This is a genomic window from Streptomyces sp. NPDC097640, assembly GCF_040302705.1.
Classification (GTDB): Bacteria; Actinomycetota; Actinomycetes; order Streptomycetales; family Streptomycetaceae; genus Streptomyces.
This window is the reverse complement of record NZ_JBEOSB010000052.1, coordinates 18,296-44,769: the sequence shown is the minus strand read 5'-3', so window position 1 is coordinate 44,769 and position 26,474 is coordinate 18,296. Positions and strand designations below refer to the sequence as shown.

Annotated in this window: 23 protein-coding genes; 15 read left to right on the top strand and 8 right to left on the bottom strand. The window is 70.7% G+C overall.

Features of this window, described 5'->3' with window-relative positions:
• The 5 genes from ABTY62_RS46125 to tyrS form a co-directional block, all read left to right on the top strand.
• Window positions 1-1,966, top strand: a 1,966-nt coding sequence (locus ABTY62_RS46125; protein ID WP_352135390.1) for an RHS repeat-associated core domain-containing protein, incomplete at its 5' end; no start/stop codon positions are given.
• Window positions 1,963-2,412 carry a hypothetical protein gene (locus tag ABTY62_RS46120; protein WP_352135389.1) on the top strand — a complete coding sequence of 150 codons (450 nt, stop codon included), beginning with the start codon at window positions 1,963-1,965 and terminating at the stop codon, window positions 2,410-2,412. The genes ABTY62_RS46125 and ABTY62_RS46120, both read left to right, overlap by 4 nt.
• 188 nt (window positions 2,413-2,600) lie before the next feature.
• Complete coding sequence (locus ABTY62_RS46115; protein WP_352135388.1) at window positions 2,601-4,127, top strand: TldD/PmbA family protein; 1,527 nt, start codon at window positions 2,601-2,603, stop codon at window positions 4,125-4,127.
• Window positions 4,124-5,524, top strand: a complete 1,401-nt coding sequence (locus tag ABTY62_RS46110) for a metallopeptidase TldD-related protein (protein WP_352135387.1) — start codon at window positions 4,124-4,126, stop codon at window positions 5,522-5,524. The genes ABTY62_RS46115 and ABTY62_RS46110 overlap by 4 nt, the downstream gene beginning before the upstream one ends.
• A gap of 80 nt (window positions 5,525-5,604) precedes the next feature.
• Window positions 5,605-7,023 carry a tyrosine--tRNA ligase gene (gene tyrS, locus ABTY62_RS46105; RefSeq protein ID WP_352135386.1) on the top strand — a complete coding sequence of 473 codons (1,419 nt, stop codon included), beginning with the start codon at window positions 5,605-5,607 and terminating at the stop codon, window positions 7,021-7,023.
• 78 nt (window positions 7,024-7,101) lie between these two features.
• Here tyrS and ABTY62_RS46100 read toward each other — a convergent pair whose 3' ends face one another.
• Window positions 7,102-7,386: a GlsB/YeaQ/YmgE family stress response membrane protein gene (locus ABTY62_RS46100; RefSeq protein ID WP_352135385.1), complete on the bottom strand. Its 285-nt coding sequence runs from the start codon at window positions 7,384-7,386 to the stop codon at window positions 7,102-7,104.
• Window positions 7,387-7,577: 191 nt separating this feature from the next.
• Between ABTY62_RS46100 and ABTY62_RS46095 the strand changes: the two genes are divergently transcribed.
• The gene (locus tag ABTY62_RS46095; RefSeq protein ID WP_352135384.1) at window positions 7,578-7,967 is read left to right on the top strand and encodes a DUF3099 domain-containing protein; all 390 of its coding nucleotides are present in this window, start codon (window positions 7,578-7,580) and stop codon (window positions 7,965-7,967) included.
• Window positions 7,968-8,160: 193 nt separating this feature from the next.
• On the top strand, window positions 8,161-8,400 hold the full coding sequence (locus tag ABTY62_RS46090; RefSeq protein WP_352135383.1) for a hypothetical protein: 240 nt from the start codon (window positions 8,161-8,163) through the stop codon (window positions 8,398-8,400).
• Here ABTY62_RS46090 and moaA read toward each other — a convergent pair.
• The 3 genes from moaA to ABTY62_RS46075 form a co-directional block, all read right to left on the bottom strand.
• A complete protein-coding gene (gene moaA / locus ABTY62_RS46085; protein WP_352135382.1) occupies window positions 8,383-9,372 on the bottom strand; it encodes a GTP 3',8-cyclase MoaA in 990 nt (329 codons plus the stop codon). The two genes, ABTY62_RS46090 and moaA, sit on opposite strands and share 18 nt — an antisense overlap.
• A 155-nt stretch (window positions 9,373-9,527) precedes the next feature.
• Window positions 9,528-11,126 carry a monocarboxylic acid transporter gene (locus ABTY62_RS46080; RefSeq protein WP_352135381.1) on the bottom strand — a complete coding sequence of 533 codons (1,599 nt, stop codon included), beginning with the start codon at window positions 11,124-11,126 and terminating at the stop codon, window positions 9,528-9,530.
• On the bottom strand, window positions 11,123-11,479 hold the full coding sequence (locus tag ABTY62_RS46075) for a DUF485 domain-containing protein (protein ID WP_502997657.1): 357 nt from the start codon (window positions 11,477-11,479) through the stop codon (window positions 11,123-11,125). Before ABTY62_RS46075 ends, ABTY62_RS46080 begins: the two co-directional genes overlap by 4 nt.
• A 273-nt stretch (window positions 11,480-11,752) precedes the next feature.
• On the opposite strand from ABTY62_RS46075, the gene ABTY62_RS46070 reads away from it, so the two are divergent.
• The 7 genes from ABTY62_RS46070 (at window position 11,753) to ABTY62_RS46040 (ending at window position 18,626) form a co-directional block, all read left to right on the top strand.
• Window positions 11,753-13,309, top strand: a complete 1,557-nt coding sequence (locus ABTY62_RS46070; protein WP_352135379.1) for a S8 family serine peptidase — start codon at window positions 11,753-11,755, stop codon at window positions 13,307-13,309.
• Between the two features lie 59 nt (window positions 13,310-13,368).
• Window positions 13,369-14,913 (top strand): S8 family peptidase, encoded by a 1,545-nt coding sequence (locus ABTY62_RS46065; protein ID WP_352135378.1) that lies wholly within the window; start codon window positions 13,369-13,371, stop codon window positions 14,911-14,913.
• Between the two features lie 82 nt (window positions 14,914-14,995).
• Window positions 14,996-15,517, top strand: coding sequence for a hypothetical protein (locus ABTY62_RS46060; protein WP_352135377.1), 522 nt, complete (start codon window positions 14,996-14,998; stop codon window positions 15,515-15,517).
• Between the two features lie 105 nt (window positions 15,518-15,622).
• Window positions 15,623-16,615, top strand: coding sequence for a DEDDh family exonuclease (locus ABTY62_RS46055; protein ID WP_352135376.1), 993 nt, complete (start codon window positions 15,623-15,625; stop codon window positions 16,613-16,615).
• Between the two features lie 64 nt (window positions 16,616-16,679).
• Window positions 16,680-16,913, top strand: coding sequence for a metallothionein (locus tag ABTY62_RS46050; protein WP_076971072.1), 234 nt, complete (start codon window positions 16,680-16,682; stop codon window positions 16,911-16,913).
• An 80-nt stretch (window positions 16,914-16,993) separates the two neighbouring features.
• Window positions 16,994-17,803: an SURF1 family cytochrome oxidase biogenesis protein gene (locus tag ABTY62_RS46045; RefSeq protein WP_352135375.1), complete on the top strand. Its 810-nt coding sequence runs from the start codon at window positions 16,994-16,996 to the stop codon at window positions 17,801-17,803.
• 67 nt (window positions 17,804-17,870) lie between these two features.
• Entirely contained in the window at window positions 17,871-18,626 is a 756-nt protein-coding gene (locus ABTY62_RS46040; RefSeq protein ID WP_352135374.1) for an SDR family oxidoreductase, read from the top strand.
• Window positions 18,627-18,718: 92 nt separating this feature from the next.
• On the opposite strand, the gene ABTY62_RS46035 is transcribed toward ABTY62_RS46040, so the two are convergent.
• On the bottom strand, window positions 18,719-19,189 hold the full coding sequence (locus ABTY62_RS46035) for a response regulator (RefSeq protein WP_352135373.1): 471 nt from the start codon (window positions 19,187-19,189) through the stop codon (window positions 18,719-18,721).
• A complete protein-coding gene (locus ABTY62_RS46030) occupies window positions 19,186-23,415 on the bottom strand; it encodes a HAMP domain-containing protein (RefSeq protein ID WP_352135372.1) in 4,230 nt (1,409 codons plus the stop codon). Before ABTY62_RS46030 ends, ABTY62_RS46035 begins: the two co-directional genes overlap by 4 nt.
• A gap of 93 nt (window positions 23,416-23,508) precedes the next feature.
• On the opposite strand from ABTY62_RS46030, the gene ABTY62_RS46025 reads away from it, so the two are divergent.
• Entirely contained in the window at window positions 23,509-25,314 is a 1,806-nt protein-coding gene (locus ABTY62_RS46025) for a SpoIIE family protein phosphatase (protein ID WP_352135371.1), read from the top strand.
• A 33-nt stretch (window positions 25,315-25,347) separates the two neighbouring features.
• On the opposite strand, the gene ABTY62_RS46020 is transcribed toward ABTY62_RS46025, so the two are convergent.
• Entirely contained in the window at window positions 25,348-26,127 is a 780-nt protein-coding gene (locus ABTY62_RS46020) for an enoyl-CoA hydratase/isomerase family protein (RefSeq protein WP_352135370.1), read from the bottom strand.
• Window positions 26,128-26,244: 117 nt separating this feature from the next.
• A complete protein-coding gene (locus tag ABTY62_RS46015) occupies window positions 26,245-26,469 on the bottom strand; it encodes a helix-turn-helix domain-containing protein (RefSeq protein ID WP_179285460.1) in 225 nt (74 codons plus the stop codon).
• Window positions 26,470-26,474 lie beyond the last annotated feature (5 nt).

Sequence of the window (26,474 nt, the reverse complement as noted above, 5' to 3'; positions counted from 1 at the left end):
CTTCGATGTGCCCGCCACCCGCACCGACCCCGACGGCGCCACCTACACCTTCACCCACGACACCGAACTCCGCCTCACCCAGGTCACCAACCCCCTGGGCGAGCAGTGGCGTTACGCGTACGACGGCGCCGGCCGCCTCATCGCCGAAACCGACTTCAACGGCCGGACTTTCACTTACACGCACGACGCAACGGGTCGCCTGACATCCCGCACCAACGGCGCAGGGGAAACCCTCACCTACACACGCGACACGCTAGGCCGCTGTGTCGCCACGCGCACGGCGGACGGTACAGAGACCACATTCACCTACGACGAGGCCGGCCGCCTGACGCAGGCAGCCAACCCGGATACGGACCTGTGCCACACCTACGACGCGCGAGGTCGAGTGCTGACCGAGACGGTCAACGGCCGTACGACAACGTATGGGTACGACGCGGCGGGTAACCGCTCCGAGCGGATTACGCCGAGCGGCCTGCGGTCGGAATGGACGTACGACGCGACCGGTCGCCCCGTGACACTCACCACGGCGGACAACTCCCTGCGCTTCGCGTACGACGCGGCGGGCCGCGAGACCTCGCGCACCTTCGGCGAGAACGTAAGCCTGGCCCAGACCTGGGACTCCCTGGATCGCCTCACGGCCCAGTCCCTCATCCGTGCCCCCGGCACCGCCGAGGTGTTGCTCCAACACCGCGCCTATACCTACCGCGCGGATGACTACTTGACCGAAATCCGCGAGCTGACGTCCGGCACCCGCCGCTTCGACCTCGACCCGGTCGGCCGTGTCAGGGCCGTCCACGCCCACGGCTGGACCGAGACCTACGTCTACGACAGCGCGGGCAACCTCACCCACGCCACCGCCCCCGACCACGAGGCCCCCGGCGAACGCCAGTTCACCGGCACGATCATCCACCGCGCCGGCCGCACCACCTACGAACACGACGCCCAAGGCCGCCTCGTCCGCCGCACCCGCAAACTCCTCAACGGCCAGACCCGCACCTGGACCTACACCTGGAACACCGAAGACCGCCTCACCCACGCCACCACCCCGGGCGGCGAACACTGGCACTACACCTACGACCCGCTCGGCCGCCGCACCACCAAACAACGCCTCACCGAGGACGGCACACCCGCCGACCAGATCCGCTTCACCTGGGACGCCACCCGCCTGGCCGAACAGACCACAACGGACGGCGCCACAACAACCTGGGACTACGCCCCGGAAACCCACCAGCCTCTCACCCAAACCGAGCACCACACTCCGCCGGAGCCGATGGACGACACCTCATCCATCCTCCAATCGGAGTACGACACCCGCTTCCACGCCATCATCACCGACGTCGTCGGCACCCCCACCGAACTCATCACCCCCGACGGCACCCTCGCCTGGCAACACCGCACCACACTCTGGGGCACCCCACTCCCCACCCCACCCGACGCGACGGACTGCCCCCTCCGCTTCCCCGGCCAATACGCCGACCCCGAAACCGGCCTCCACTACAACTACTTCCGCCACTACGACCCCGAAACCGCCCGCTACACCACCCCCGACCCCCTCGGCCTCGAACCCGCACCCAACCACCACGCCTACGTCCACAACCCCCACACGTGGGTCGACCCGCTGGGGCTCGCGGGCGGCAGCAATGCTCCGCTCAATCTGGGTGAGGGGTATCGAGGAAGACTCGACCAGATCAAAGAGGGCCCACGGGGTACCGACTTCGAAATCCATGTTTACGATAAGCGAGGACGAGAGGTCGGCCTGTTCGGAAGCGATGGCTTTTTCAACAAGCATGGAACGAAAGCCGCCGATGTCGTTGTACCGGAGCGAGTGGAAGATGCGCTGAAAGGCACAGCGGTTAGATTCATGCGAAAAACAGGGCGCATCGGCGATAAGGGAACTGAGGACATATCCGGGGATAAGTGGAAACGCCCACGTCTCTCCTCGGACGGAACAGGATGCAAGAAATGAAGTTCGTGAAAGTGGAATGGGATTCAGAATTCTCTGGATTCAGCATCGATCCCACCGCATACCAGGAAGCCCTCCCTGACCTCCTTGAACTGCTGCCGCCAGGTGCGCGCGGCTTCGCCTCCGAATCAGGGCACTATGACTTCGGCAGCCTTCGATGCGTCAAGGATCTGCAACTGTCGGAGATCTCCACTCCGGCGAACAAGAGCGATGTGTTGTCCATTCAGTTCGCACCGAATCAATGGAAGCACGAGGAGGGGCTACTGATCAGATACTTCAATGTCACCCGCTTTGAGCTGGACTTCAAGCGGAAGGCTGACTGGATGCACGACGAAGCGGTACTCATGGACGAAGTACTGCCGCGCGACGGTCGCTGCTCTCACGAGATCGAATTGACCGACTCTCGCATCTATGTCGAATGCGAGGACATGACGGCGATCTGGGGTTGACGTAGGGCGCTCCCGACGGAGTGGTAGCCGCCGGTGAGCACGATTGGCGCCGCGGCGGCCGTGAGCGTCGCGTCCTGCCCCCGCTCCCTCGCCCCCGGGCTCAACCGGAATTAACCGCACCCCAGGCGTACCGGCGTGATTCACTGCCGACGGACGCACACCGAACCACCGACGAAGGGGAGTCGCCCGTGCCGCATGAGATCGATCCGTCCTTCCTCGCGCTGCCGCTGCGCGCGCTCGCTGACGCGGCGCTCGCGCGCGCTCGCGCGCTGGGGGCCGATCACGCCGACTTCCGTTTTGAGCGGGTGCGCAGTGCCGCCTGGCGGCTGCGCGACGGTAAGCCCGCGGGGTCCTCGGACACCACCGACCTGGGGTACGCGGTGCGGGTGGTGCACGGCGGGAGTTGGGGGTTCGCGTCGGGGGTGGACCTGAGCATGGACGCGGCGGCGCGGGTGGCCTCGCAGGCGGTGGCGATGGCGAAGCTGTCGGGGAAGGTGATCCAGGCTTCGGGGTCCGAGGAGCGGGTGGAGCTGGCGGACGAGCCGGTGCACGCGGACCGGACCTGGGTCTCGTCCTACGAGATCAACCCCTTCGATGTGCCGGACGCCGACAAGACCGGGCTGCTCACCGACTGGAGCGAGCGGCTGCTGAGGGCCGACGGGGTCGCGCACGCGGACGCGTCGCTGCTGACCGTGCAGGAGAACAAGTTCTACGCGGACACCGCGGGCACCACGACCACCCAGCAGCGCGTCCGCGTGCACCCGCAGCTCACCGCGGTGGCGGTGGACCCGGACAGCGGCGAGTTCGACTCGATGCGCACCCTCGCCCCGCCGGTCGGGCGCGGCTGGGAGTATCTGACCGGGGCGGGCGGCTGGGACTGGGACGCGGAGCTGGCCGAGATCCCGGAGCTGCTGGCGGAGAAGATGCGCGCGCCGTCGGTCGAGGCGGGGGCGTACGACCTGGTGATCGACCCGTCGAATCTGTGGCTGACCATCCATGAGTCGATCGGTCACGCGACCGAGCTGGACCGCGCGCTCGGCTACGAGGCGGCGTACGCGGGCACCTCGTTCGCCACGTTCGACCAGCTGGGCAAGCTCAAGTACGGCTCCGAGATCATGAACGTGACGGGCGACCGGACCGCCGAGCACGGGCTGGCCACCATCGGCTACGACGACGAGGGCGTGGCCGCGCAGTCCTGGGGCCTGGTCAGCGACGGCACGCTGGTCGGGTATCAGCTGGACCGCAGGATCGCCAGGCTGACCGGCTTCGAGCGGTCCAACGGGTGCGCCTTCGCCGACTCCCCCGGCCATGTGCCGGTCCAGCGGATGGCGAACGTATCGCTTCAGCCCGCGCCGGGCGGGCCCTCGACCGAGGAGCTGATCGGCGGCGTGGAGCGGGGGCTGTATCTGGTGGGCGACCGCTCCTGGTCCATCGACATGCAGCGCTACAACTTCCAGTTCACCGCGCAGCGGGCGTTCCGGATCGAGAACGGGCGGCTGGCGGGCCAGGTGCGGGACTTCGCGTACCAGGCCACCACCACCGACTTCTGGGGCTCGATGGCCGCGGTGGGCGGCCCGCAGACGTATGTCCTGGGTGGCGCCTTCAACTGCGGCAAGGCCCAGCCGGGCCAGGTCGCCGCCGTCTCGCACGGCTGCCCGTCCGCCCTGTTCAGGAACGTCAACATTTTGAACACCACGCAGGAGGCGGGTGCATGAGCGGCGTGAACAAGCCCCACGAGATCGTCGAGCGGGCCCTGGAGCTGTCCCGGGCGGACGGCTGTGTGGTGATCGCCAACGAGCGCTCCACCGCCAATCTGCGCTGGGCGGGCAACGCCCTGACGACCAATGGCGTGACCCGCGGCCGCACGCTCACGGTCGTGGCCACGGTCGACGGCGGCCAGGGCGCCGCCTCCGGTGTGGTGTCCCGGTCGGCCGTCACCGCCGAGGACCTGGAGTCGCTGGTGCGGGCCGCCGAGGCCGCCGCCCGGGAGACCGGGCCGGCCGAGGACGCCCAGCCGCTGGTGGAGGCGGCCGGCGAGGCGGCCGTCTCGGCCGCCTACACCGACGCGCCCGACGAGACGTCGTCGGAGGTGTTCGCGGCCTTCGCGCCGGCCCTCGGCGAGTCCTTCGCGCAGGCGCGCGCGGGCGGCCGGGAGCTGTACGGGTTCGCCAACCACGAGGTCGTCACCAGCTATCTGGGCACCTCCACCGGGCTGCGGCTGCGCCACGACCAGCCGACCGGCACGCTGGAGATCAACGCCAAGTCCCCGGACCGCACCCGCTCGGCCTGGGCCGGTCGGGCGACGCGGGACTTCAAGGACGTGGACCCGGGCGCGATCGACGCCGAGCTGGCCCGGCGGCTGGGGTGGGCGCAGCGGAAGATCGACCTCCCGGCCGGGCGGTACGAGACGCTGCTGCCCCCGACGGCGGTCGCCGATCTGCTGATCTACCAGTTCTGGTCCTCGGCGGCGCGGGACGCGGCGGAGGGCCGCACGGTCTTCTCCAAGCCGGGCGGCGGCACGCGGGTCGGCGAGAAGCTGACCGAGCTGCCCCTGACGCTGCGCAGCGACCCGGCGGCGCCCGGTCTCGAGGCGGCGCCGTTCGTGATCACGCACTCCTCCGGGGACGACGCGTCGGTGTTCGACAACGGGCTGCCGCTGACCGCGACCGACTGGATCCGGGACGGTGTGCTCAACCAGCTGATCACCACGCGCCACACGGCGGGCCTGACGGATCTGCCGGTGGCCCCCGGGATCGACAATCTGATCCTGGACGGCGGCGGGCCGCGCTCGCTGGAGGAGATGGTGGCGGCTACCGAGCGGGGGTTGTTGCTGACCTGCCTGTGGTACATCCGCGAGGTCGACCCGGCCACGCTGCTGCTCACCGGGCTGACCCGGGACGGGGTCTATCTCGTGGAGCGTGGTGAGGTCGTCGGCGAGGTGAACAACTTCCGGTTCAACGAGTCGCCGGTGAGCCTGCTGTCCCGGGCCACCGAGGCGGGCCGCACCGAGCGGACGCTGCCCCGCGAGTGGGGCGACTGGTTCACCCGTGCCGCGACGCCCGCGCTGCGGGTCCCGGACTTCAATATGAGCTCCGTCAGCAAGGGCGTGTGATCCGGCCGTACGAATCGGCCGAATAGACTGGTCCACGCCCATTCACCATCCATCGATTCCCGACTACTACCAGGAACGCCATGACACGCCTCGGCGAATCCGTCGCCCGCGCCAGCGCACTGCTCACCGCAGACCTCTCCTCCGACACGACCGTGGAGAAGCTGCTCGAGGAGACGGGCTCCCGGCGCTATCTGGACCTGACGGACCTGTCGGCGAAGGAGCAGGCCGAGCTGATCGCGGCGCGTACGGTCGAGATCCTGCCGGGCGTGGACCGGCTGGCCGAGCGGATCGAGGAGCGCCGGACGGCGGGCCGGGGCCTGCGGCTCAAGCTGGGCATCGACCCGACGGCCGCCGATGTGCACCTCGGCCACGCCGTGCCGGTGATCATCCTCAGCCGCTTCCAGCGGATGGGGCACGACGTCACCCTGCTCATCGGTGACTTCACCGCCAAGATCGGCGACCCCACCGGGCGTACGGCCGAGCGGCCGCCGCTCACCGACGAGGACATCGCCCGGAATCTGGCGGGCTACCGGGACCAGGTCCGGCCCTTCTTCGACTTCGAGAAGGTCAGCTTCCGGCAGAACAGCGAGTGGCTGGCGCCGTACACCTTCCCGGAGCTGCTGGGGCTGCTCGCCCAGGTGCCGGCGTCCCAGCTGCTCCAGCGCGACGACTTCCGCAACCGGCTGGCCGAGGGCTCCGGGCTGACCATGGCGGAGCTGCTCTACCCGATCGCCCAGGGTCTTGACTCGGTCGCGCTGGAGTGCGATGTCGAGCTGGGCGGCGCGGACCAGCTGCTCAATCTCCAGATGGGCCGCAAGCTGATGGAGCTGCGCGGGCAGAAGCCGCAGCTGGTCGTCACCATGCCGCTGATCGAGGGCACGGACGGCACGGGCGCCAAGATGTCCAAGTCCAAGGGCAACTACATCCCGCTGTCGGCGACCGCCGAGGACGTCTTCGGCAAGATCATGTCGATCCCGGACCGGCTGATGGCTCCGTACCTGCGGGCCTGGACGGAGTGGACCGACAGCGAGATCGACCTCGCCAAGGGGCGGCTGGAGGACCGGTCGCTGCACCCGATGGACCTGAAGAAGGTGCTGGCGGGCGAGGTGGTGGCGGCGCTGTACGGCCTCACGGCGGCGATGGCGGCGCGCGCCGGGTTTGTGGCGCAGTTCTCGAAGAAGTCCTTCACGGACGTCGGGACGCTGCCGGAGGTCGACGCGGCGGAGCACGGTGCCGAGTCGGTCGCGAACGTGCTGAGCAAGGTGCTCGGGTTCCAGCCGAGCGCCTCGGCGGCCCGGCGGGTCGCCAAGCAGAACGGGCTGCGCCTGGTCGTCGAGACCGAGGGCGGGCAGGAGTCCGCGGTGCTCACCGAGGCGCAGGCGGTGCGGCCGCTGGCCGAGGTGGCGGCGGAGGTCCTGGCGGGCGCCGGGCTCACGGCCGATTCGGGCAGCGTGTACCTCAAGGCGGGGCGGAAGATCGCCCGGCTGCGGGGGCTGTAGCGCGCCACGGGCCTGAGGCTGCGGGCCTGAGCTGCGGGGCTGAGCTGCGGGGCTGAGTTACGGGTCTGAGTTACTGCCTCAGGCCCGTTCCCGCCGTTTCCGGTCACCGCGGATCGCGGCGTACATCGGCGTGCCCAGCGCGACGATCAGCACCGCTCCGGCGAGCTGGAGGATGTGCCGTACCCAGTCGACGCCCGAGGTGTGCCGGACCCCCAGCCAGCCGGCCACCGCGTTGCCCAGGATGGCGCCCCCGATGCCGAAGATCGTCGTCAGCCAGAGCGGGATGTGCTGTCTGCCGGGCAGGATGCCCCTGGCGAGCACCCCGAGCACCAGGCCTACGATGATCGCCCACAGCCAGTTCATGGTCGCCTCCTCCTGCCAGCTTGCGGGAGATGGAGCTGCGACGCATTCCGTAGTCCGCCGTACGCGATACGGCGTAGCGATATCACCCCTCACGAGGGTGCCCCACTCGCGTACCCCCTGGGCGCCGGGCGTAACGTTGGGTACGTCCGGAAGCGGGGAGTTCCGGTCTGGCGATCGGGTGGTGGAACGTGATGCGGAAGCACAGCGAAACCGAGGTCTTCCGGATCACCGGGGCCCGGCAGGGGCTGGCCGACGATGTGCGGGGCCGGCAGCGGCGCTACATCATCTCGATGTCGGTACGGACTCTGTCCGTCGTGCTGGCCGCGGTGCTGTGGAACGTGGAGCGGCATGTGGCCATCGTGGCCCTGGTGCTCGGTGCGGTGCTGCCGTACATCGCCGTGGTGATAGCGAACGCGGGCCGGGAGAACGCCCCGTCGCTCCCCGGGACCTTCATCCCCGTGCCGCAGCGCCCGATGCTCATCTCCGGCCAGGAGAACGGGCGTTCCAAGTCGGGCCAGGCGGAAGCCTCTTCGGAAGACGCCGGAGCGCCCTCCGAAGATGGACGCTCCGAGCCCGGCTGACCTGCCACGATTCCGTAAGCTCAAGAAAACCTCAGATCAATCGCGCGGTTCCGGTGCACTGGGCCCCATCCCTCGTGACATACTTCGTACGCGCTCCGCATCCCCCGTCGGAGCGATGGACCGACGCCGGGCGGCTCCCCCCGTGGCTGCCCGGCGTCGCCATGTCCAGCGCGGCTTCCGTAGAGTTTGCGGTGTGAACACTCCCGAGTCCGCCTCCGAGCCCGACGCCGTCATCTGCTCCGCGAAGGGTTGCCGTGCCCCCGCCGTGTGGGTGCTGGCCTGGAACAACCCGAAGATCCACACGCCGGAGCGGCGCAAGACCTGGCTGGCCTGCGAGGAGCACCGCGGCTATCTGTCCGACTTCCTCGGGGTACGCGGCTTCCTCAAGGACGTGGTGTCCCTGGAGGAGTGGGCGTCAGCCGCCGATCGCTGACATCGGGCGGTCGGGCTGGAGGAACGAGGGGTCGTCCAGACCGGATCCGGCCTTCTTGCCCCACATCGCCAGCCGCCAGAGCCGGGCGATCTCCTCATCCGGCGCGCCGGAGCGCAGCGCGCCGCGCAGGTCGGACTCCTCGCGGGCGAACAGGCAGGTGCGCACCTGTCCGTCGGCGGTGAGCCGGGTGCGGTCGCAGGCGCGGCAGAAGGGGCGGGTCACCGAGGCGATGACCCCGACGCGGGCCGGGCCGCCGTCGACCAGCCAGCGCTCGGCGGGGGCGGAGCCGCGCTCCCCTTCGCCTTCGGGGGTGAGTTCGAAGCGGGTGCGCAGACTCGCCAGGATGTCCCCGGCGGTGATCATGCCGTCGCGCTTCCAGCCGTGCTGGGCGTCCAGCGGCATCTGCTCGATGAAGCGCAGCTCGTAGCCGTGTCCGATGGCCCAGGCGAGCAGGTCGGGGGCCTCGTCGTCATTGAGCCCGGGCATCAGCACGGCGTTGACCTTGACCGGGGTGAGCCCGGCGGCGCGGGCGGCCTCCAGGCCGCGCAGGACGTCGGCGTGGCGCTTGCGCCGGGTCATGGTCTGGAAGACCTCGGGGCGCAGGGTGTCCAGCGAGACATTGACCCGGTCCAGGCCGGCGCCGCGCAGGGCGGCCGCGGTGCGCTCCAGGCCGATGCCGTTGGTGGTGAGCGACATCCGGGGGCGCGGGTCGAGGGCGGCGCAACGCTCGACGATGGAGACCAGCCCGGGGCGCAGCAGCGGCTCGCCGCCGGTGAAGCGGACCTCGGTGACCCCGAGGTCCGCGACGGCTATCCGGATCAGCCGGACGATCTCGTCGTCGGTGAGCAGGTCCGGCTTGGCGAGCCACTGAAGGCCCTCTTCCGGCATGCAGTAGGTGCAGCGCAGATTGCATCGGTCGGTGAGCGATACGCGCAGGTCCGTGGCGATACGACCGTACGTGTCGATCAGCATGGCGGCCCCTCCGCGGACTGGTGCCCGATCTCGCGTCTTCTCTACGCTTCGGTCAATTCTCCCGCAGCGTACGCGACGCCTGTGACATTCAGGGTTTCGTGAATCTCACCGCGCCATCGGGCCGGTCCGCGGCGGGGCCGCAGCCGGGCGGGGTGTCAGTGCGCGCCGTGGCCGGTGAGCGAGCGCACCTCCAGCTCGGCGTACTTGGCCTTGTCCGGCTCCTCCTTGGACAGCAGGGACCCCAGCCAGCCGAGCAGGAAGCCCAGCGGGATGGAGATCAGTCCCGGGTTCTCCAGCGGGAACCAGTAGAAGTCGGCGTGCTTGAACATGGAGGTCTCCTTGCCGGAGACGACCGGCGAGAAGAGCACCAGGACGACCGAGGAGACCAGCCCGCCGTAGATGGACCACAGCGCGCCCTGGGTGGTGAAGCGCTTCCAGAACAGGCTGTAGAGGATCGTCGGCAGGTTGGCGGACGCGGCGACCGCGAAGGCCAGCGCCACGAGTCCGGCGACATTGAGGTCGCGGGCGAAGACCCCGAGCACGACGGCGACGATGCCGATGCCGACGGTCGCCCAGCGCGCGGCCCTGACCTCCTCCTGCTGTGTGGCCTGGCCCTTGCGGATGACGTTGGCGTACAGGTCGTGCGCGAAGGAGGACGAGGAGGCGAGGGTGAGCCCGGCGACGACGGCGAGGATCGTCGCGAACGCCACCGCGGAGATCACGGCGAGCAGCACCGGGCCGCCGAGTTCCTCGGCGAGCAGCGGCGCGGCGGTGTTCCCGGCCTTGTTCGATGTCGTGATGTCGTTCCGGTCGAGCAGCGCGGCGGCGCCGAAGCCCAGCGCGATGGTCATCAGATAGAACGCGCCGATGATGCCGATCGCCCAGTTCACCGACGTACGGGCGGCCTTGGCCGTGGGGACGGTGTAGAAGCGGATGAGGATGTGCGGCAGGCCCGCGGTGCCCAGCACCAGGGCGATGCCGAGGGAGATGAAGTCGAGCTTGGTGGTGGGGGTGAGCCCGTACTTGAGGCCGGGCTCCAGGAACGCGTGACCGATGCCGCTGTTCTTCGCCGCCTCGCCCAGCAGGTCGGACACGTTGAAGTCGAACTTGAGCAGCACCAGGAAGGTCATCAGCAGGGCGCCCGCGATCAGCATGACGGCCTTGACCATCTGCACCCAGGTGGTGCCCTTCATGCCGCCGATGGTCACGTAGAGGATCATCACCACGCCGACCAGGACGACGATGAGGACCTTCCCCGCCTCGTTGGTGATGCCCAGCAGCAGGGAGACCAGCACGCCCGCGCCCGCCATCTGGGCCAGCAGGTAGAAGATCGACACGACGATGGTGGAGACGCCCGCGGCGGTGCGGACCGGGCGCTGGCGCATCCGGTAGGCGAGCACATCGCCCATCGTGTAGCGGCCGGTGTTGCGCAGCGGCTCGGCGACCAGCAGGAGGGCGACCAGCCAGGCGACGAGGAAGCCGATCGAGTACAGGAATCCGTCGTAGCCGGCGAGCGCGATGGCGCCGGCGATGCCGAGGAAGGACGCGGCGGACATGTAGTCGCCGGAGATGGCCAGGCCGTTCTGGAAGCCGCTGAAGGAGCGGCCGCCGGCGTAGAAGTCGTTGGCGTCCTTGGTCTGGCGGCCTGCCCACACGGTGATGCCGAGGGTCGCGAGGACGAAGACCGAGAACAGTGTGATGATCAGCGGCCGGTTGTCGGACGCGCTGTCGACCGCGAGCTGATGGATGCTCATGCGCCACCGTCCAGAGTTGACTTGATCGCCGCCGACTGCGGGTCGAGCTTGGCGGCGGCGTGCCGGGAGTACCACCAGGCGATGAGGAAGGTGGTCAGGAACTGGGCGAGGCCGAACACCAGAGCGATGTTGACGTTGCCGGCCACCTTGGTGTCCATGAAGCCGTCCGCGTAGTTGGACAGCAGCACGTACAGCAGGTACCAGGTGACGAACGCGATGGTGAGCGGAAAGGCGAACGAGCGGTGGGTGCGGCGCAGTTCGCCGAACTCCGCACTCGCTTGCACCTCGAGATACGGGGGATCTTCTTGCTGTCGCTGATCGTCAGGGCGATCGCTGGCCGGCGCGGTGTCCACGGTCTCTCCCGGTGACTGGCGTTCTGACGGGACGTAAGTACGGTGGTTCTCGTGATCCAGATCACGCATGGTAGGGGGAGGCCGGGCCGTTCGACAGAGGCTGGTAGTTGAAAGGGAGGAATAAGCCGATGGAGTGTTTGACTCCGGGTACTGTGGCGCGATTTCCTCCGGAATGCCTTGATGAGGCCCTTGATCAACGATAGTTTCGCTCGTCATGTACCCGCCTACGCGCGACTCGCGCCGGGCGGTCTGTACGGATGATGTGGAGACCCCATGGCTCATCGCAGACCGGCACATCCGGGCATCAGACGACGGCGCGCCCTGGCGGCGGTGCCGGCCGGGCTGGCGCTCACCGCGTCCCTCGTCCTGCTCCCCCAGGCGGCCTCGGCCATCCCCCGGGGCGCGCCCACCTCTTCGGCCACGGCCGACGGCCCGTCGCTGTCGTACGTGGTCAACACCGCCACCGACCAGGGCACCGTCGGCAAGGTGGAGAAGGCGATCACCGCCGCTCACGGCTCGGTGGTGGCCACCTATGACCGAATAGGAGTCATCGTCGCCCGTTCGGCTGACCCCGATTTCGCCAAGACGATCCGTCAGGTGCGCGGCGTCCAGTCCGCGGGCGCGTCCCGCACCGCGCCGCTGACCGCCGCCGCCACCACCGAGGTCGGCCAACCCGAGAAGGTGGCGGCGCCCCGTACCTCGGAGACCGCCGCGGCGAAGGCGCGGGCCGCCGGGCAGGAGCCGCTGGAGTCCCTCCAGTGGGACATCCCCGCCATCAAGGCCGACCAGGCCGCCAAGGTCAACCCGGGCAGCCGCAAGGTCACCGTCGCGGTCATCGACACCGGCGTGGACGACACCCACCCCGACCTGGCCCCCAACTTCTCGCGCGCCCAGTCGGCCAGCTGCGTCGGCGGCGTGGCCGACACCAGCCCCGGTGCCTGGCGCCCGTGGGACCCGGCCGAGGACTACCACGGCACGCATGTGGCCGGGGAGATCGCCGCCGCGCGCAACGGCGTGGGCGTGGCCGGGGTCGCCCCCGGGGTGAAGGTCTCCGCCATCAAGGTCAGCGAGCCGACGACGAGCCTGTTCTACGCGGAGAGCGTGGTGTGCGCCTTCGTCTTCGCCGCCGACCACGGCGTCGAGGTGACGAACAACAGCTACTACGTGGACCCGTGGAAGTACAACTGCGTGGCCGACCCGGACCAGAAGGCGATCGTCGACGCGGTCGGCAGGGCCACGGCGTACGCGCAGCGCAAGGGCGTGGTCAACGTCGCCTCGGCGGGCAACTCCAGCCAGGACCTCGCGGCCGGCTCGCTCACGGACACCAGCAGCCCCAACGACACCACCCCCGTCGAGCGCACCGTCGACCCGTCGGCCTGCCCGGACGTGCCCACCCAGCTGCCCGGCGTGGTCACGGTCGCCGCGACCGGTGTGACCTCCCTGAAGTCGTACTACTCCAACTACGGCCTGGGGCAGATCGATGTGGCGGGCCCCGGCGGCGACAAGTACCAGGTGCCCGAGCTGCCCGCCAAGGACGGCCGCATCCTGTCCACCATGCCCGGCGGCGACTACGCCTATCTCCAGGGCACCTCGATGGCCTCGCCGCATGTGGCGGGGGTCGCGGCGCTCCTGAAGAGCACGCACCCCAAGGCGAGCCCGCAGGAGATCCAGTGGCTGCTGAAGGTCCAGGCTGACAACCCGGGCTGCCCCACCGGCCCGTACGACCCGGACGGCGACGGTGACATAGACGCCACCTGCGCCGGCACCAAGCACATCAACAGCTTCTACGGCTATGGCATCGTCGACGCGCTGGACGCGGTCACCAAGTGAGCGACCGCAGCGTCACGCCCCACGCCCAAGCCCGCCCGACCATCAGAACCGGAGTACCCATGACGTCACGCTCCTCCGCCCTGCCGCCGCGCACCGCCGCCATACCGGCCGCCCTGGCGCTGACGGCCGCCCTGGCCTTCCTGCCCACGACCGCCACCGCCGCCGGCGGCTCCGGCGACGGCCCGGCCACGGCCTCGGGCGCCACGGCCGACGGCCCGTCGCTGAGCTATGTCGTCAACACCCGGCCCGGCCACGGGAACGCGGCCCGGGTGAAGAAGGCCATCGCCGAGGCCGGCGGCAGCGTGGTCATCTCGTACGACCGGATCGGCGTCATCGTCGTCCACTCCGCCAACCCCGACTTCGCCAAGACCATCCGCACCGTGCGCGGCGTGGCCTCCGCGGGCTCCACCCGCACCGCCCCGCTGTCGGCCCAGTCCACCACCGACATGGGCGCGCCGCAGATGCTGACCGAGAAGCAGCAGAAGGCCGTCGCCGCGCGGGCCGCCACCGGGCAGGACCCGCTGGAGCCGCTCCAGTGGGACCTGCCCGCCATAAAGGCGGACAAGGCCCACGAGAAGAGCCTGGGCAGCCGGGACGTCACCGTGGGCGTGATCGACACCGGCGTGGACGACACCCATCCCGACCTCGCCCCCAACTTCGACCGCAAGGCGTCGGTCAACTGCGTCGGCGGCAAGCCGAACACCGCCGACGGCGCCTGGCGGCCCTCGGCCTCCGAGAGCCCGCACGGCACCCATGTCGCCGGGGAGATCGCCGCCGCGAAGAACGGCATCGGCGTCACCGGGGTGGCCCCGGGCGTCAAGGTCTCCGGCATCAAGGTGTCCACGACCGACGGCTTCTTCTACACCGAGGCCGTGGTGTGCGGCTTCGTCTGGGCCGCCGAGCACGGCGTGGACGTCACCAACAACAGCTATTACACCGACCCCTGGTACTTCAACTGCACCACCGACCCGGACCAGAAGGCCCTCGTCGACGCCGTCACCCGCGCCACGCGCTACGCGGAGCGCAAGGGCGTGGTCAATGTGGCCGCGGCGGGCAACGAGAGCTACGACCTGGCCGCCGACTCCATCACCGACCCCTCCAGCCCCAACGACACCACCCCGGGCGACCGCGAGATCGACCCGCGCACCTGCCTGGACATCCCCACCCAGCTGCCGGGCGTGGTCACCGTGGCCTCGACCGGGGCCAAGGGGCTCAAGTCCTCCTTCTCCAACTACGGTCTCGGTGTGATCGACATCGCCGCCCCCGGCGGCGACAGCACCGTGTACCAGAAGCCGGCGCCCCCGGCGGAGAGCGGGCTCATCTACAACACCCTCCCGGGCGGCAAGTACGGCTACATGGCGGGCACCTCCATGGCCTCCCCGCATGTGGCCGGCGTGGCGGCGCTCATCAAGAGCACCCACCCGCACGCCTCCGCCGGGCAGGTCAAGGCGCTGCTCAAGGCCCAGGCCGACGACACCGCCTGCCCCGAGCCGTACGACATCAACGGTGACGGCAAGGTCGACGCGGTGTGCGAGGGCAGCCCCGCGTACAACAGCTTCTACGGCGCCGGCATCGCGGACGCCCTGGACGCGGTCACCAAGTAAGGCACTGACACAATGCACGGGCCGTCGGGCGGGTTCCGCCCGGCGGCTCGTACGTATGCCCGATGCCGCGAGAGGACCGTCCGTGGAGCGCGACGACGCCTGGGGGCCGCTCCCCGCCCGCCCCCTGGCCCTGCTGGTGCCCGTGTTCCTGCTCACCGTGCTGGGCCTGCCGGTGTGGTGGGTGCTGCTGGTGGCCGGCTTCCTGGTCTTCCTCGGGGTCGCGCTCGTCGGGGAGGTGCTCGCGCTGATACCCGGGTTCGAGAAGGGCTTCTCCTCACTGATCGACTGGGCCGGGGACCGCGTGGCGGTGTGGCCCCGCTGGTGTGTGACGCTCCCCGAGCTGCTGCACGAGGGCGACGCGGACTTCTACCGGGCGCGCGTCGACAAGAAGCTCGCCGAGTGGACCCGAAAGGAAGCGGACGCCCGTGCCGCCAAGAAGCCCCCGCCGCCCGGCCCGTACGACGTCGAGCTGCGCTGCTTCCGCGGCGTCGGCGCCGAGTACGTCGTCCGGGCGGCCCGCGAGCTGGGCTGGGAGCTGAGCCACGACCGGCACTCGGACCCGGCGAGCGTGGTCAGGCTGCGCCGGCTGCCGGTCGCGGAGTGACGGGCCCCGGCCGGGGGCCCGACAGTGCGTCAGTGGCGCTGCGAGGGCCCCGCATTGGGCCCTGCCGGGGCGAAGTGTCCGCGGCGGCCCGTATCCTCATGAACCATGCTCGATGACCGCATGGCAGCCGCACCACGGTTCGCACCGCCGCCCTCCCCGTGGCCGGCCGACTATCCGGAGGGATACGCGGTCGTCGACGTCGAGACGACCGGCCTCGCCCGCGACGACCGGATCGTGTCCGCCGCGGTCTACCAGCTGGACGCGCGGGGCGCGGTGCAGGACCACTGGTACACCCTGGTCAACCCGCAGCGGGACCCGGGCCCGGTGTGGATCCACGGCCTGACCGCCGATGTGCTGGCCGGCGCCCCGCTCTTCGCGGACATCGCGGGCGAGCTGGCCGGGCGCCTGGACGGCCGGGTGCTGGTCGCGCACAACGCGGTGTTCGACTGGTCGATGCTCGCCCGGGAGTACGCGCGCGCCAAGAGCGCCGCGCCGGTGCGGCAGCGGCTGTGCACCATCGCGCTCTCCAAGGAGCTGGGCCTGCCGCTGCCCAACCACAAGCTGGAGTCCCTGGCCGCGCATTACGGAGTGGTCCAGCAGCGCGCCCACCACGCCCTGGACGACGCGCGGGTGCTCGCCGAGACCTTCCAGCCGAGTCTGCACACGGCCGCCGCGGGCGGGCTGCGGCTGCCCCTGCTGGCCTGCCAGCCGCTGGCCGAGTGGTCCGACACCCCCCGGGCGGCGATCGGCTACCAGCGCTCGTACCGCCAGACGGGCTGGCGCCCCAGCCGCAAGCGCCCGGCCTGCCCGTACCCCAACCCGGGGCGCTACGAGCCGGGCGGGCAGCTCGTCCAGGGCATGCGGGTGGCGTTCTCCGGCGACACCTCGATCGACCGGGAGCTGCTGGAGGATCAGGCGACCGAGGCCGGGCTGCACGTGGCCACCAGCGTCTCCCGGCTCACCAGCCTGCTGGTCACCAACGACCCGGAGTCCTTCACCTCCAAGCTCACCAAGGCCCGGTCGTTCTCCACCCCGGTCATCGACGAGGCGGCCTTCACCCAGCTGCTGCGGGATGTGGCCCCCGCACCAAACAGGTGAAGTCGGCCCAACACGCCCGCCCGCCGCTCCCCCGCCGCGCCCCGCAGCCCGCACCCTGTGCCCCATGGCACGTTGCGAGGTCTGCGGAAACGACTACCACATGACATTCGAGGTGCACGCGCAGGGCGCGGTGCACGTCTTCGACTGCTTCTCCTGCGCCATCCACCGCATGGCGCCGATCTGCGAGCACTGCCGGTGCCAGATCATCGGCCAGGGCGTGGAGGTGGACGGCCACTTCTACTGCGGCGCCCACTGCTCCCGGGCGGAAGGGAGGGTGGGGATCATCGACCGCGTCTGAGCGATCGGACATCCGTCCGGGATCGGCCCTCCGGTGCCCCAGCGGCCGGGGGGCGATCCACGGCGAGTACTGTCGAGGACGTGTACCGCTTCCTGTTGTCCCGGCAGTGGGTGATCCTCACTCTCGTGGGGCTCGTCCTGATCCCGGTCATGATCCGACTGGGCTTCTGGCAGCTCCACCGACATGAGCACCGGGTCGCACAGAACCAGCTGATCGCGGACAACCTGGACGCGCGGGCCGTCCCCGTGGACCGGCTCACCGGGCCCGGACACACCGTCGCCTACGACGACATGTGGCGCACCGTGACCGCCAAGGGCCGGTACGACTCCCGGCACGAGGTGGTCGTGCGCCAGCGGACCGCCTCCGACGAGCAGTCCATCGGCTACTACGTGCTCACCCCGCTCGTCATGGACGACGGCCGGGCCGTCGTGGTCAACCGCGGCTGGATCGCGGCGGGCAACGACCTCACCCGCTTCCCCAAGGTGCCCGCCGCCCCCTCCGGCGAGGTCACCGTCACCGGCCGCCTCAAGCGCGACGAGACGACCGGGAACAGCGGCATCAAGGACAAGCAGGGGCTGCCCGACCGCCAGGTCATGCTGATCAACAGCGGGCAGCTGGCGGAGTCCCTGTCCCAGCCCGTCCTCGGCGGCTATGTCGAGCTGACCAAGTCCTCCCCGAAGGGCAGCGGCCAGCCCGAGTCGGTCCCGGAGCCGGATCACAGCGGCATCGGCCCGCATATGGCGTATGCGATCCAGTGGTGGCTGTTCTCGGCCGGCGTGCCCATCGGCTGGGTGATCCTGGTCCGCCGCGAGCTGCGCGACCGGGCGGCCGCGCGGGCCGCCGAGTCCCGGTCCGAGCCCGAGCCCGAGCCCGAGCCCGCCGGGGTCTGACCGGTCCCGGCCGCGCCCGGGGCGGGCCGCCCTTACGTCGCCGAGGGCACCACGGCAGACTGAACCCATGGATCTTGGACTCAAAGACCGGGTGTACATCCTCACCGGAGCCAGCCGCGGGCTGGGTCTCGCGGCCGCCCGTGAGCTGGTCGCCGACGGCGCGAAGGTCGTGATCACCGGTCGCGACGAGAAAGCGACGGCGGAGATCGCCGCCGAGCTGGGCCCGAACGCCCTCGGCGTCGCGGCGGACAACGCCGACCCGGCCACGGCCGAGCGCCTGATCGCCACGGCCCGCGAACGCTTCGGCGGCTTCGACGGCGTCCTCATCAGCGTCGGCGGTCCCCCGGCCGGCCTGACGGCGAACATCACCGACGCCCAGTGGCAGGCGGCCTTCGACTCCGTCTTCCTCGGCGCGGTCCGCATGGCCCGCACCGCCTCCGCCGAGCTGCCGTCCGGGGGCGTGATCGGCTTCGTCCTCTCCGGCTCCGTGTACGAGCCGATCCCCGGCCTGACCGTCTCCAACGGGCTGCGGCCGGGCCTGGCGGGCTTCGCGAAGTCCCTCGCCTCGGAGGTCGGCCCGCAGGGCATCCGGGTCGTCGGCCTGCTGCCGGCGCGGATCGACACCGACCGGGTCCGCGAGCTGGACGGGCTGTCCGGCGACGCGGACGCGGCCCGGGCGCACAACAGCGAGCAGATCCCGCTGCGGCGCTACGGCACCCCGGAGGAGTTCGGCCGGGCGGCGGCGTTCCTCCTCTCGCCCGCGGCGTCGTATCTGACCGGCATCATGCTCCCGGTGGACGGCGGCGCCCTGCACGGCTTCTGAGCGGCGCCCGGCGGGACTTTTCCCCACCCCGCCCCTGGACCCCGGGGTCTGGGGCGGAGTGGGGCAGGGCCCGCTGATCCGTCGGACAGGGGCTAACCGCCCCGGTCCCCGCGCAGGCTCTGGACCGTGCGCTCCAGTTCGGCGACGCGGTCGGCGAGGCGGCGGTTCTTGCGGTGCAGGTCCAGGAACACATTGACCTTGGTGCGCAGCAGCCAGGGGTCGAAGGGCTTGGTCACGAAGTCGGCGGCGCCGATCGCGTATCCCCGGTAGGCGTAGTCGGAGTCCGCGTCGTCCCCGGTCAACAGGATGATCGGGACGTCTTTGGTCTGGTCGAGGCGCTTGATGTTGGCGGCCGTCTCGAAGCCGTCCATGCCCGGCATCAGGACGTCGAGGAGGACGGCGGCGAAGTCCTGCCGCAGCATGGCCTTCAGCGCCTCCTCGCCGGAGTGGGCGCGGACCAGCCGCAGATCGAGCGGGCCGAGGACGGCTTCCAGCGCGATCAGGTTCTCTTCCATGTCGTCGACGATCAGAATCGCCGTCTTCTCGGACGCGACGCCGCTCATCTCTCCCCCCGCTCCGGTGGCCCGGTGCCCTCGCCCTCGCCCCCGGCCCCGGCACGGGCCGCGGCGGCGGTGGTCCCGCCGGGCGGGCCGTTCTGCGGATCCAGCAGCTCGCAGACGGCCGACAGCAGCCGGTCGACGTCCACGGGCTTGGGGACGTAGTCGTTGGCGCCGCTGTCGATGGCCTTCTCCCGGTCGCCCGGCATGGCCTTGGCGGTGAGGGCGATGATCGGCAGATCGGCGAGCCGGGGGGTGCCGCGGATGGCCCGGATCGTCTCGTAGCCGTCCATCTCCGGCATCATGACGTCCATCAGGACCAAGGAGACATCGGGGCTGCGGTGCAGGACCTCCAGGCCCTCGCGGCCGTTCTCCGCGTATTTCACGGTCATGCCGACCCGGCCCAGCACATGGGTCAGCGCGAAGACGTTGCGGATGTCGTCGTCGACGATGAGGATGCGCCGCCCGTTCAGCACGCGGCGGGGGCGGCCGGCCTGCCACTCGCTGAGCCGGGTGGTCTCCGGCCAGCCCTCGTCGCGGCCGTCGCCGCCGGTCGGGAGCGCGGTGCCGGTCAGGGTGCTGTCGTCGCCGAACACCCCGCTGGGCGCGTGGTCGGCGACGTCCGGCAGCTGCTCGTCCGGCGCGGGGAGCGCGGCCGGGACGGTGGAGCCGGTGGCCCGGGGGTCGGACGGGTCGGGCGCCGGGACGACTCCGGCGTAGTGCGAGGGGACGTAGAGGGTGAACCGGGAGCCGACGTCGACCTCGCTCTCGGCGACGATCCGGCCGCCCAGCATGCCGGCGATCTCCCGGCTGATGGACAGGCCGAGCCCGGTGCCGCCGTACTTGCGGCTGGTGGTGCCGTCGGACTGCTGGAACGCCTCGAAGATCACGGACAGCTTCTCGGGCGGGATGCCGATGCCGGTGTCGGTGACGGAGAAGGCCACGACGGCGTCCGCGGTCCGCAGCGTCTCCTCCCTGAACCTCCCCGCGGGCGCCCGCTCGACGCGCAGCTTCACCCCTCCCGAGGAGGTGAACTTCAGGGCGTTGGAGAGCAGGTTGCGCAGGATCTGCTGGACCCGCTGCTCGTCGGAGAACATCTCGCGCGGCACGTCCTCGCCGACCGTGATCTCGAAGGACAGGCCCCGGTCGGTGGCCAGCGGACGGAAGGTGGCGTTGACGTAGTCCAGCAGCTTGACCAGCGGCAGCTTCCTGGGGCGTACGTCCATCCGGCCCGCCTCGATCTTCGACAGATCGAGGATGTCGTTGATCAGCTGGAGCAGGTCGGAGCCGGAGCGGTGGATGGTGGCGGCGAACTGCTCCTCCTGGGCCGACAGCCGCCCGTCGGGGTTGTCGGCCAGCAGCCGGGCCAGGATGAGCAGCGAGTTGAGCGGGGTGCGCAGCTCGTGCGACATGTTGGCCAGGAACTCGGACTTGTACTGCGAGGCGGTGGCCAGCAGCGCGGCCTTCTCCTCCAGCTCCGCGTTGGAGCGCTGGAGCTCGTTGGAGCGCTGGCGCAGCTCGGTGGTGAGCCGCTGGGACTCCGACAGCAGGGACTCGGTGCGGGCGTTGGCGATGATGGTGTTGATCGAGACGCCGATGGTGTTGACGAACTGGTCGATGAAGGCCAGGTGGACCTCGCTGAAGCGGCTGAAGGAGGCCAGCTCGATCACTCCGAGCACCTGGTCCTCGTACCGGATCGGCAGGATGACGACGCTGGCGGGGAGCGCGGAGCCGAGCCCGGAGTCGATGCTGATGAAGTTCGGCGGCACATCGGTGATCAGGATGCGCTTCTTCTCGATGGCCGCCTGGGCGATCAGCCCGCGGCCCGCCGATCCGCTCCGCGGCAGCGGTCCCTTCTCCGGGTTGACGCCGTATCCGGCGATGAACTGGAGGCCCTCGCCCGGCTTGGCCCCGGGCTCGGTGAGGAAGAAGGCCCCGAACTGGGCGTTGACCAGCGGGGTGAGCTCGCGCAGGATCAGGTCGGCGACGTCGACCAGATCGCGGTGGCCCTGCATCAGGGAGGCGATGCGGGCGAGGTTGGACTCCAGCCAGTCCTTGGCGCGAGTGGTCTCGCGCAGGTTGGTCACCATGAGGTTGACGTTGTGCTTGAGCGCGGCGACCTCGCCCTGCGCCTCGACCGACACGGAGCCGGTCATGTCGCCCTGGGCGACGGCGGAGGCGACCTCGGCGATGGCCCGCACCTGGGTGGTCAGGTTCAGGGCGAGCTCGTTGACGTTGGTGGTCAGCCGCTTCCAGGTGCCGTAGACAGCCTCGACACGGGCCTGGCCGCCCAGCCGGCCCTCGCTGCCGACCTCGCGGGCGACCCGGGTGACCTCGGAGGAGAACGAGGAGAGGGTGTCGACCATCGTGTTGATGGTGGTCTTCAGCTCCAGGATCTCCCCGCGCGCGTCCACGTCGATCTTCTTGGACAGATCGCCCTGGGCGACCGCGGTGGCGACCTGGGCGATGTTGCGGACCTGCGAGGTCAGGTTGGACGCCATGAAGTTGACGTTGTCGGTGAGGTCCTTCCACACGCCGGAGACGCCGGGCACCTGGGCCCGGCCGCCGAGCTGGCCCTCGGTGCCGACCTCGCGGGCAACCCGGGTGACCTCGTCGGCGAACGCCCGCAACTGCTCGACCATGGTGTTCACGGTGTCCTTCAGCTCGAGGATCTCGCCCCGGGCATCCACCGTGATCTTCTTCGACAGATCGCCGTTGGCGACCGCCGTGGTCACCTGGGCGATGTTGCGGACCTGCGAGGTCAGGTTCAGCGCCATGAAGTTGACGTTCTCGGTGAGCTCTTTCCAGACCCCCGAGACGCCGCGGACCTGGGCCTGGCCGCCCAGGTTGCCCTCGGTGCCCACCTCGCGGGCCACCCGGGTCACCTCGTCCCCGAACGCGGAGAGCCGGTCCACCATCGTGTTGATCGTCGACTTCAGCTCCAGGATCTCGCCCTTGGCCTCCACCGTGATCGTCTTGCCCAGGTCTCCCTCGGCCACGGCGGTGGCGACCTGGGCGATGTTGCGGACCTGCGAGGTCAGGTTGTCCGCCATGAAGTTGACGTTCTCGGTGAGGTCCCTCCAGACCCCCGAGACCCCGCGGACCTGGGCCCGGCCGCCCAGCTCCCCCTCGGTGCCCACCTCACGGGCCACCCGCGTGACCTCGTCCGCGAACGCGGAGAGCTGATCGACCATCGTGTTCACGGTCAGCTTCAGCCGAAGGATCTCGCCCCGGGCGTCCACGGTGATCTTCTGCGAGAGGTCGCCGTTGGCCACCGCCGTGGTCACCTGGGCGATGTTGCGCACCTGGGAGGTCAGGTTGGACGCCATGAAGTTGACGTTGTCCGTCAGGTCCTTCCACACCCCCGAGACCCCCCGGACCTGGGCCCGGCCGCCCAGCTCCCCCTCGGTGCCCACCTCACGGGCCACCCGGGTCACCTCGTCCGCGAACGCCGACAGCTGATCGACCATCGTGTTCACGGTCAGCTTCAGCTCCAGCAGCTCCCCGGTGGCCTCGACGGTCACCTGCCGGGTGAGGTCGCCGCGGGCGACCGCCGTGGTCACCGCGGCGATGTCCCGCACCTGGGCCGTCAGCCGGGACGCCATGGCGTTGACGGCCTCGGTGACCTCGCGCCAGTCACCGGACAGCCCCTGGACCTTGGCCCGGACGCCGAGCCGGCCCTCGGTGCCGACCTCGCGGGCGACGCGGGTGAGCTCGCCGGTGAACAGCGACAGCTGGTCCACCGTGCGGTTGACGCCACGCCCGAGCCGGCGCAGATCGCCGCGCAGCTGGCGGTTGCCGTCGTGCAGGTCCACGCGCTTGGTCAGATCGCCGGAGGCGACCGCGTCCAGCACCTGGGTGGCGTTGGAGACCGGGCCGACGAGCGCGTCGAGCAGCTGATTCGCCGCGTCCACGCTCGTCGCCCAGGCCCCTTGGCCGGGGCTGGCCGTGATCCGCTCGTCGAGTCTGCCCTGCCGGACCACCTCGCGGCGGACCCGTTCGAGCTCCGACGCCAGATGGGCGTTCCGGGCCACGAGTTGATTGAACGCTCCGGCCATCTCGCCGAGCGTGCCTTCCTCCGAGCCGTTGGCGCGTACGGAGAAGTCCCCGTCGCACAACGCCTCCATCGCGCCCAGCAGGGATCGCAGCCCTGCGGCGCTCACCCGCTCCTCGCCCGGCGCGGAGCCGGGGGGTTCGGGTCGGATGTCCACGGGAGTCGGGTCATTTGCCATGACATCGTCTCTTAAAGATCGATTCGCACACCTGTGCCTGTCATAATATGGCACCTACATGACCCAATTGTCACAAATTGCCAGGAGCGGCTGGTGGGAGCCTTGCTTCCTCTTTCGCGGGAGTCCGTCTCGCGGACCACGCTGCCCGGAACCGTAGGGGCGCCGGCCGCGGCGCGCGCCTTCGTGCGCACCACGCTCACCGGGCCTGGAGCGGCGGCGGCCCTGGGGCCGAGCCCCCTCCGCGACCGGCTGACCGAGGACGCGGTGCTGCTGGTGAGCGAGCTGGTCACCAACGCCGTGCTGCACGCGGGCACCGAGATCGAGGTCATCTGCCGGCTCCAGGCCGGGCACCCGGGCGTCGTCGTCGAGGTGACGGACCTGCACCCGGCCAGTGCGGTGTACGGCGGCCAGGACACCGGGCGCCGCGGCCGCGGCCTCCAGCTGATGGGCGCGCTCGCCGACTCCTGGGGCGTGACCTACCACCGCACCCACAAGGCGGTGTGGTTCCGGCTGGACGCGGCACAGGAGGAGCCGGGGCCCGCCGCCGTCCCGGCCGACACGGTGGGCGGCGAGGTGCGCTTCGCCAAGGCCCTCGCCCCGGCCGCGCCCGCGCGGCAGCGCGACAGCTCCGGCGGATGGGTGGACCGCGGCGGGCCCTCGTTCCTCGCGGAGGCCAGCGAACTGCTCGCCGGACAGCTCGACGAGAACATGGTCGCCGCCCTCGCCGGTCAGCTCCTGGTGCCCCGGCTCGCCGACTGGTGCGCGGTGTGGCTGAGCACCGAGGGCGAGCGGCTGCGGCTCTGCCGTGTATGGCACAGCGACGAGCGCCGGAACGACTCGCTCCGGCTGTCCCTGGAGAACCATCCGCCGCCGACCGGCCTCGACCCCTCGGGCACCCCCTGGCCCTGGCCCGAGCCCGCGGACAGCCGTGGCGCGGGCGGGGCCGCGCTGGCGTTTCCGCTGCTGGCCCAGGGCCGCAGCCATGGCGTGCTGCTGCTGGGCCGCGCGGGCGTGCCACAGCTGACCGAGGGCGTGGCCCGGCTGTCGGGCGATGTGTCCCGGCGGGTGGCCCAGGCCGTGGCCACCGCCCGCCGGTACACCCGGCAGGCGACCATCAGCCGGGCGCTCCAGCGCCGGCAGCTGCCCACCTCCCTCGCCCATATCCCGGGCGTCGAGACGGCGATCGTCTACGAGCCGCACGGCGAGGGCCAGACCGTCGGCGGCGACTTCTACGATCTGTTCCCGATGGGCGGCCGCCGCTGGTGCTTCCTGCTCGGCGACGTCTGCGGCAGCGACCCGGAGGCGATGTCGGTGACCGGCCTGGCCCGCCATCTGGTCCGGCTGCTGGCCCGCGAGGGCCACGGCGTCGAGTCGGTCCTCTGCCGGCTGAACCAGGCGCTGGTGGAGGAGGGCGCGGAGGCCGTGGCGGTCGGCGGCGAGCAGGCCCGGCCGCGCTTTCTGAGCCTGCTGTACGGGGAGCTGGAGCCGGACCCGGCCACCGGCGGCGCGCACTGCACGCTGGCCAGCGCCGGTCATCCGCTGCCGCTGCGGCTGACCGGCGACGGCTCGGTGGTCGCCGCGGGCAGCTCCCAGATGCTGCTCGGCATCGACGAGAACGCCGAGTTCCACGCCGACACCTTCGACCTGGAGCTCGGCGAGACACTGCTGTGCGTGACCGACGGCGTGACCGAGCGGCGCAGCGGCAACCGGCAGCTGGACGACGACGACGGCCTCGCCGACATCCTGCGGGGGTGCGCGGGCCTGGGCGCCAAGGCGGTGGCGGAACGGGTCCGCCGCGCCGCCCATGACTTCGGCCCCGAGCCGATCGACGACGACCTCGCGGTGCTGGTGCTCGAGGCGGTGCCGGTGCAGCGGCTCGGCCTGGCGGCCCGGCGCTGAGGGGCTCAGCCGACCCGGACGCCGGGCCGGGGCTTACTCGCCCAGGCCCGCCAGGTCGCGCAGTCGGCGGGCCTGGGCGGCCCGCTCGGCGGCGCGCTGGTCCTCGTACGTCCGCTCCCCCGCCCCGCGCAGCAGCGCCTTGGTCTCGATCACGGCGTCACGGTCCGCGGCGAGCAGCGCCGCGGCCAGGTCCCGGACCGCGGCGTCCAGCTCCGCGGCGGGCACGACCAGATTGGCCAGGCCGGTGCGCCCGGCCTCCTCGGCGTGGACGAAGCGCCCGGTCAGACAGATCTCCAGCGCCCGGGCGTAGCCCACGAGGGAGACCAGCGGATGGGTGCCGGTGAGGTCGGGGACCAGCCCGAGGCTGGTCTCGCGCATCGCGAACTGCGCGTCGTCCGCGCAGACGCGCAGATCACAGGCGAGGGCCAGCTGAAAGCCCGCGCCGATGGCATGGCCCTGGACGGCGGCGACGGAGACGAGGTCGGGCCGCCGCCACCAGGTGAACGCCTCCTGATACCCGGCGATGGCCGCGTCCAGCTCCGCGTCGGAGCGGCGGGCCAGCTCGAAGAACGACGGCTCGCCGTCGAACCCCTCGGGCGTGAACGCCTGCCGGTCGAGCCCCGCGGAGAAGGACTTGCCCTCGGCGCGCAGCACCACGACCCGTACGCTGCCCGGCAGCGCCCGCCCGGCCTCGGCCAGCGCCCGCCAGGTCGCGGGCGACTGGGCGTTGCGCTTGCCGGGGTTGGTCAGGGTCACCGTGGCGATCGCTTCGTCAACGGTGAGGTGAACGCCGTCCTTGTCCAGCAGGGTCACGGAAGCCTCCGGTGGGTGCGGTCACATGACTAAGTGACTGCACAGTAACCACCCGGCCGACGGTCCGATCAACCGGGTGGCACCGCTCACACCTACCGGTACGACGCATACGGGCGGTCAGGCCGTTGTTGCGGCCTTCTTGCCCCGCGTCGCTCCACCGCGACCACGCAGGGCCACGCCCGACTCACTGAGCATCCGGTGGACGAATCCGTAGGAACGGCCGGTCTCTTCGGCCAGCGCCCGGATGCTCGCACCGGAGTCGTACTTCTTTTTCAGGTCTGCCGCGAGCTTTTCGCGCGCGGCGCCGGTCACCCGGCTGCCCTTCTTCAGAGTCTCGGCCACCCGTG

What these genes read in the sequence shown, in the direction of transcription:
- ABTY62_RS46065 (WP_352135378.1), top strand. Translation starts at nt 13,369, where the DNA reads ATGACGTCACGCTCCTCCGCCCTGCCGCCGCGCACCGCCGCCATACCG.
- moaA (WP_352135382.1), bottom strand. Translation starts at nt 9,372, where the DNA reads ATGCTGATCGACACGTACGGTCGTATCGCCACGGACCTGCGCGTATCG.
- ABTY62_RS46040 (WP_352135374.1), top strand. Translation starts at nt 17,871, where the DNA reads ATGGATCTTGGACTCAAAGACCGGGTGTACATCCTCACCGGAGCCAGC.
- ABTY62_RS46110 (WP_352135387.1), top strand. Translation starts at nt 4,124, where the DNA reads ATGAGCGGCGTGAACAAGCCCCACGAGATCGTCGAGCGGGCCCTGGAG.
- ABTY62_RS46100 (WP_352135385.1), bottom strand. Translation starts at nt 7,386, where the DNA reads ATGAACTGGCTGTGGGCGATCATCGTAGGCCTGGTGCTCGGGGTGCTC.
- ABTY62_RS46080 (WP_352135381.1), bottom strand. Translation starts at nt 11,126, where the DNA reads ATGAGCATCCATCAGCTCGCGGTCGACAGCGCGTCCGACAACCGGCCG.
- ABTY62_RS46120 (WP_352135389.1), top strand. Translation starts at nt 1,963, where the DNA reads ATGAAGTTCGTGAAAGTGGAATGGGATTCAGAATTCTCTGGATTCAGC.
- ABTY62_RS46050 (WP_076971072.1), top strand. Translation starts at nt 16,680, where the DNA reads ATGGCACGTTGCGAGGTCTGCGGAAACGACTACCACATGACATTCGAG.
- ABTY62_RS46070 (WP_352135379.1), top strand. Translation starts at nt 11,753, where the DNA reads ATGGCTCATCGCAGACCGGCACATCCGGGCATCAGACGACGGCGCGCC.
- ABTY62_RS46035 (WP_352135373.1), bottom strand. Translation starts at nt 19,189, where the DNA reads ATGAGCGGCGTCGCGTCCGAGAAGACGGCGATTCTGATCGTCGACGAC.
- tyrS (WP_352135386.1), top strand. Translation starts at nt 5,605, where the DNA reads ATGACACGCCTCGGCGAATCCGTCGCCCGCGCCAGCGCACTGCTCACC.
- ABTY62_RS46030 (WP_352135372.1), bottom strand. Translation starts at nt 23,415, where the DNA reads ATGGCAAATGACCCGACTCCCGTGGACATCCGACCCGAACCCCCCGGC.
- ABTY62_RS46055 (WP_352135376.1), top strand. Translation starts at nt 15,623, where the DNA reads ATGCTCGATGACCGCATGGCAGCCGCACCACGGTTCGCACCGCCGCCC.
- ABTY62_RS46095 (WP_352135384.1), top strand. Translation starts at nt 7,578, where the DNA reads ATGCGGAAGCACAGCGAAACCGAGGTCTTCCGGATCACCGGGGCCCGG.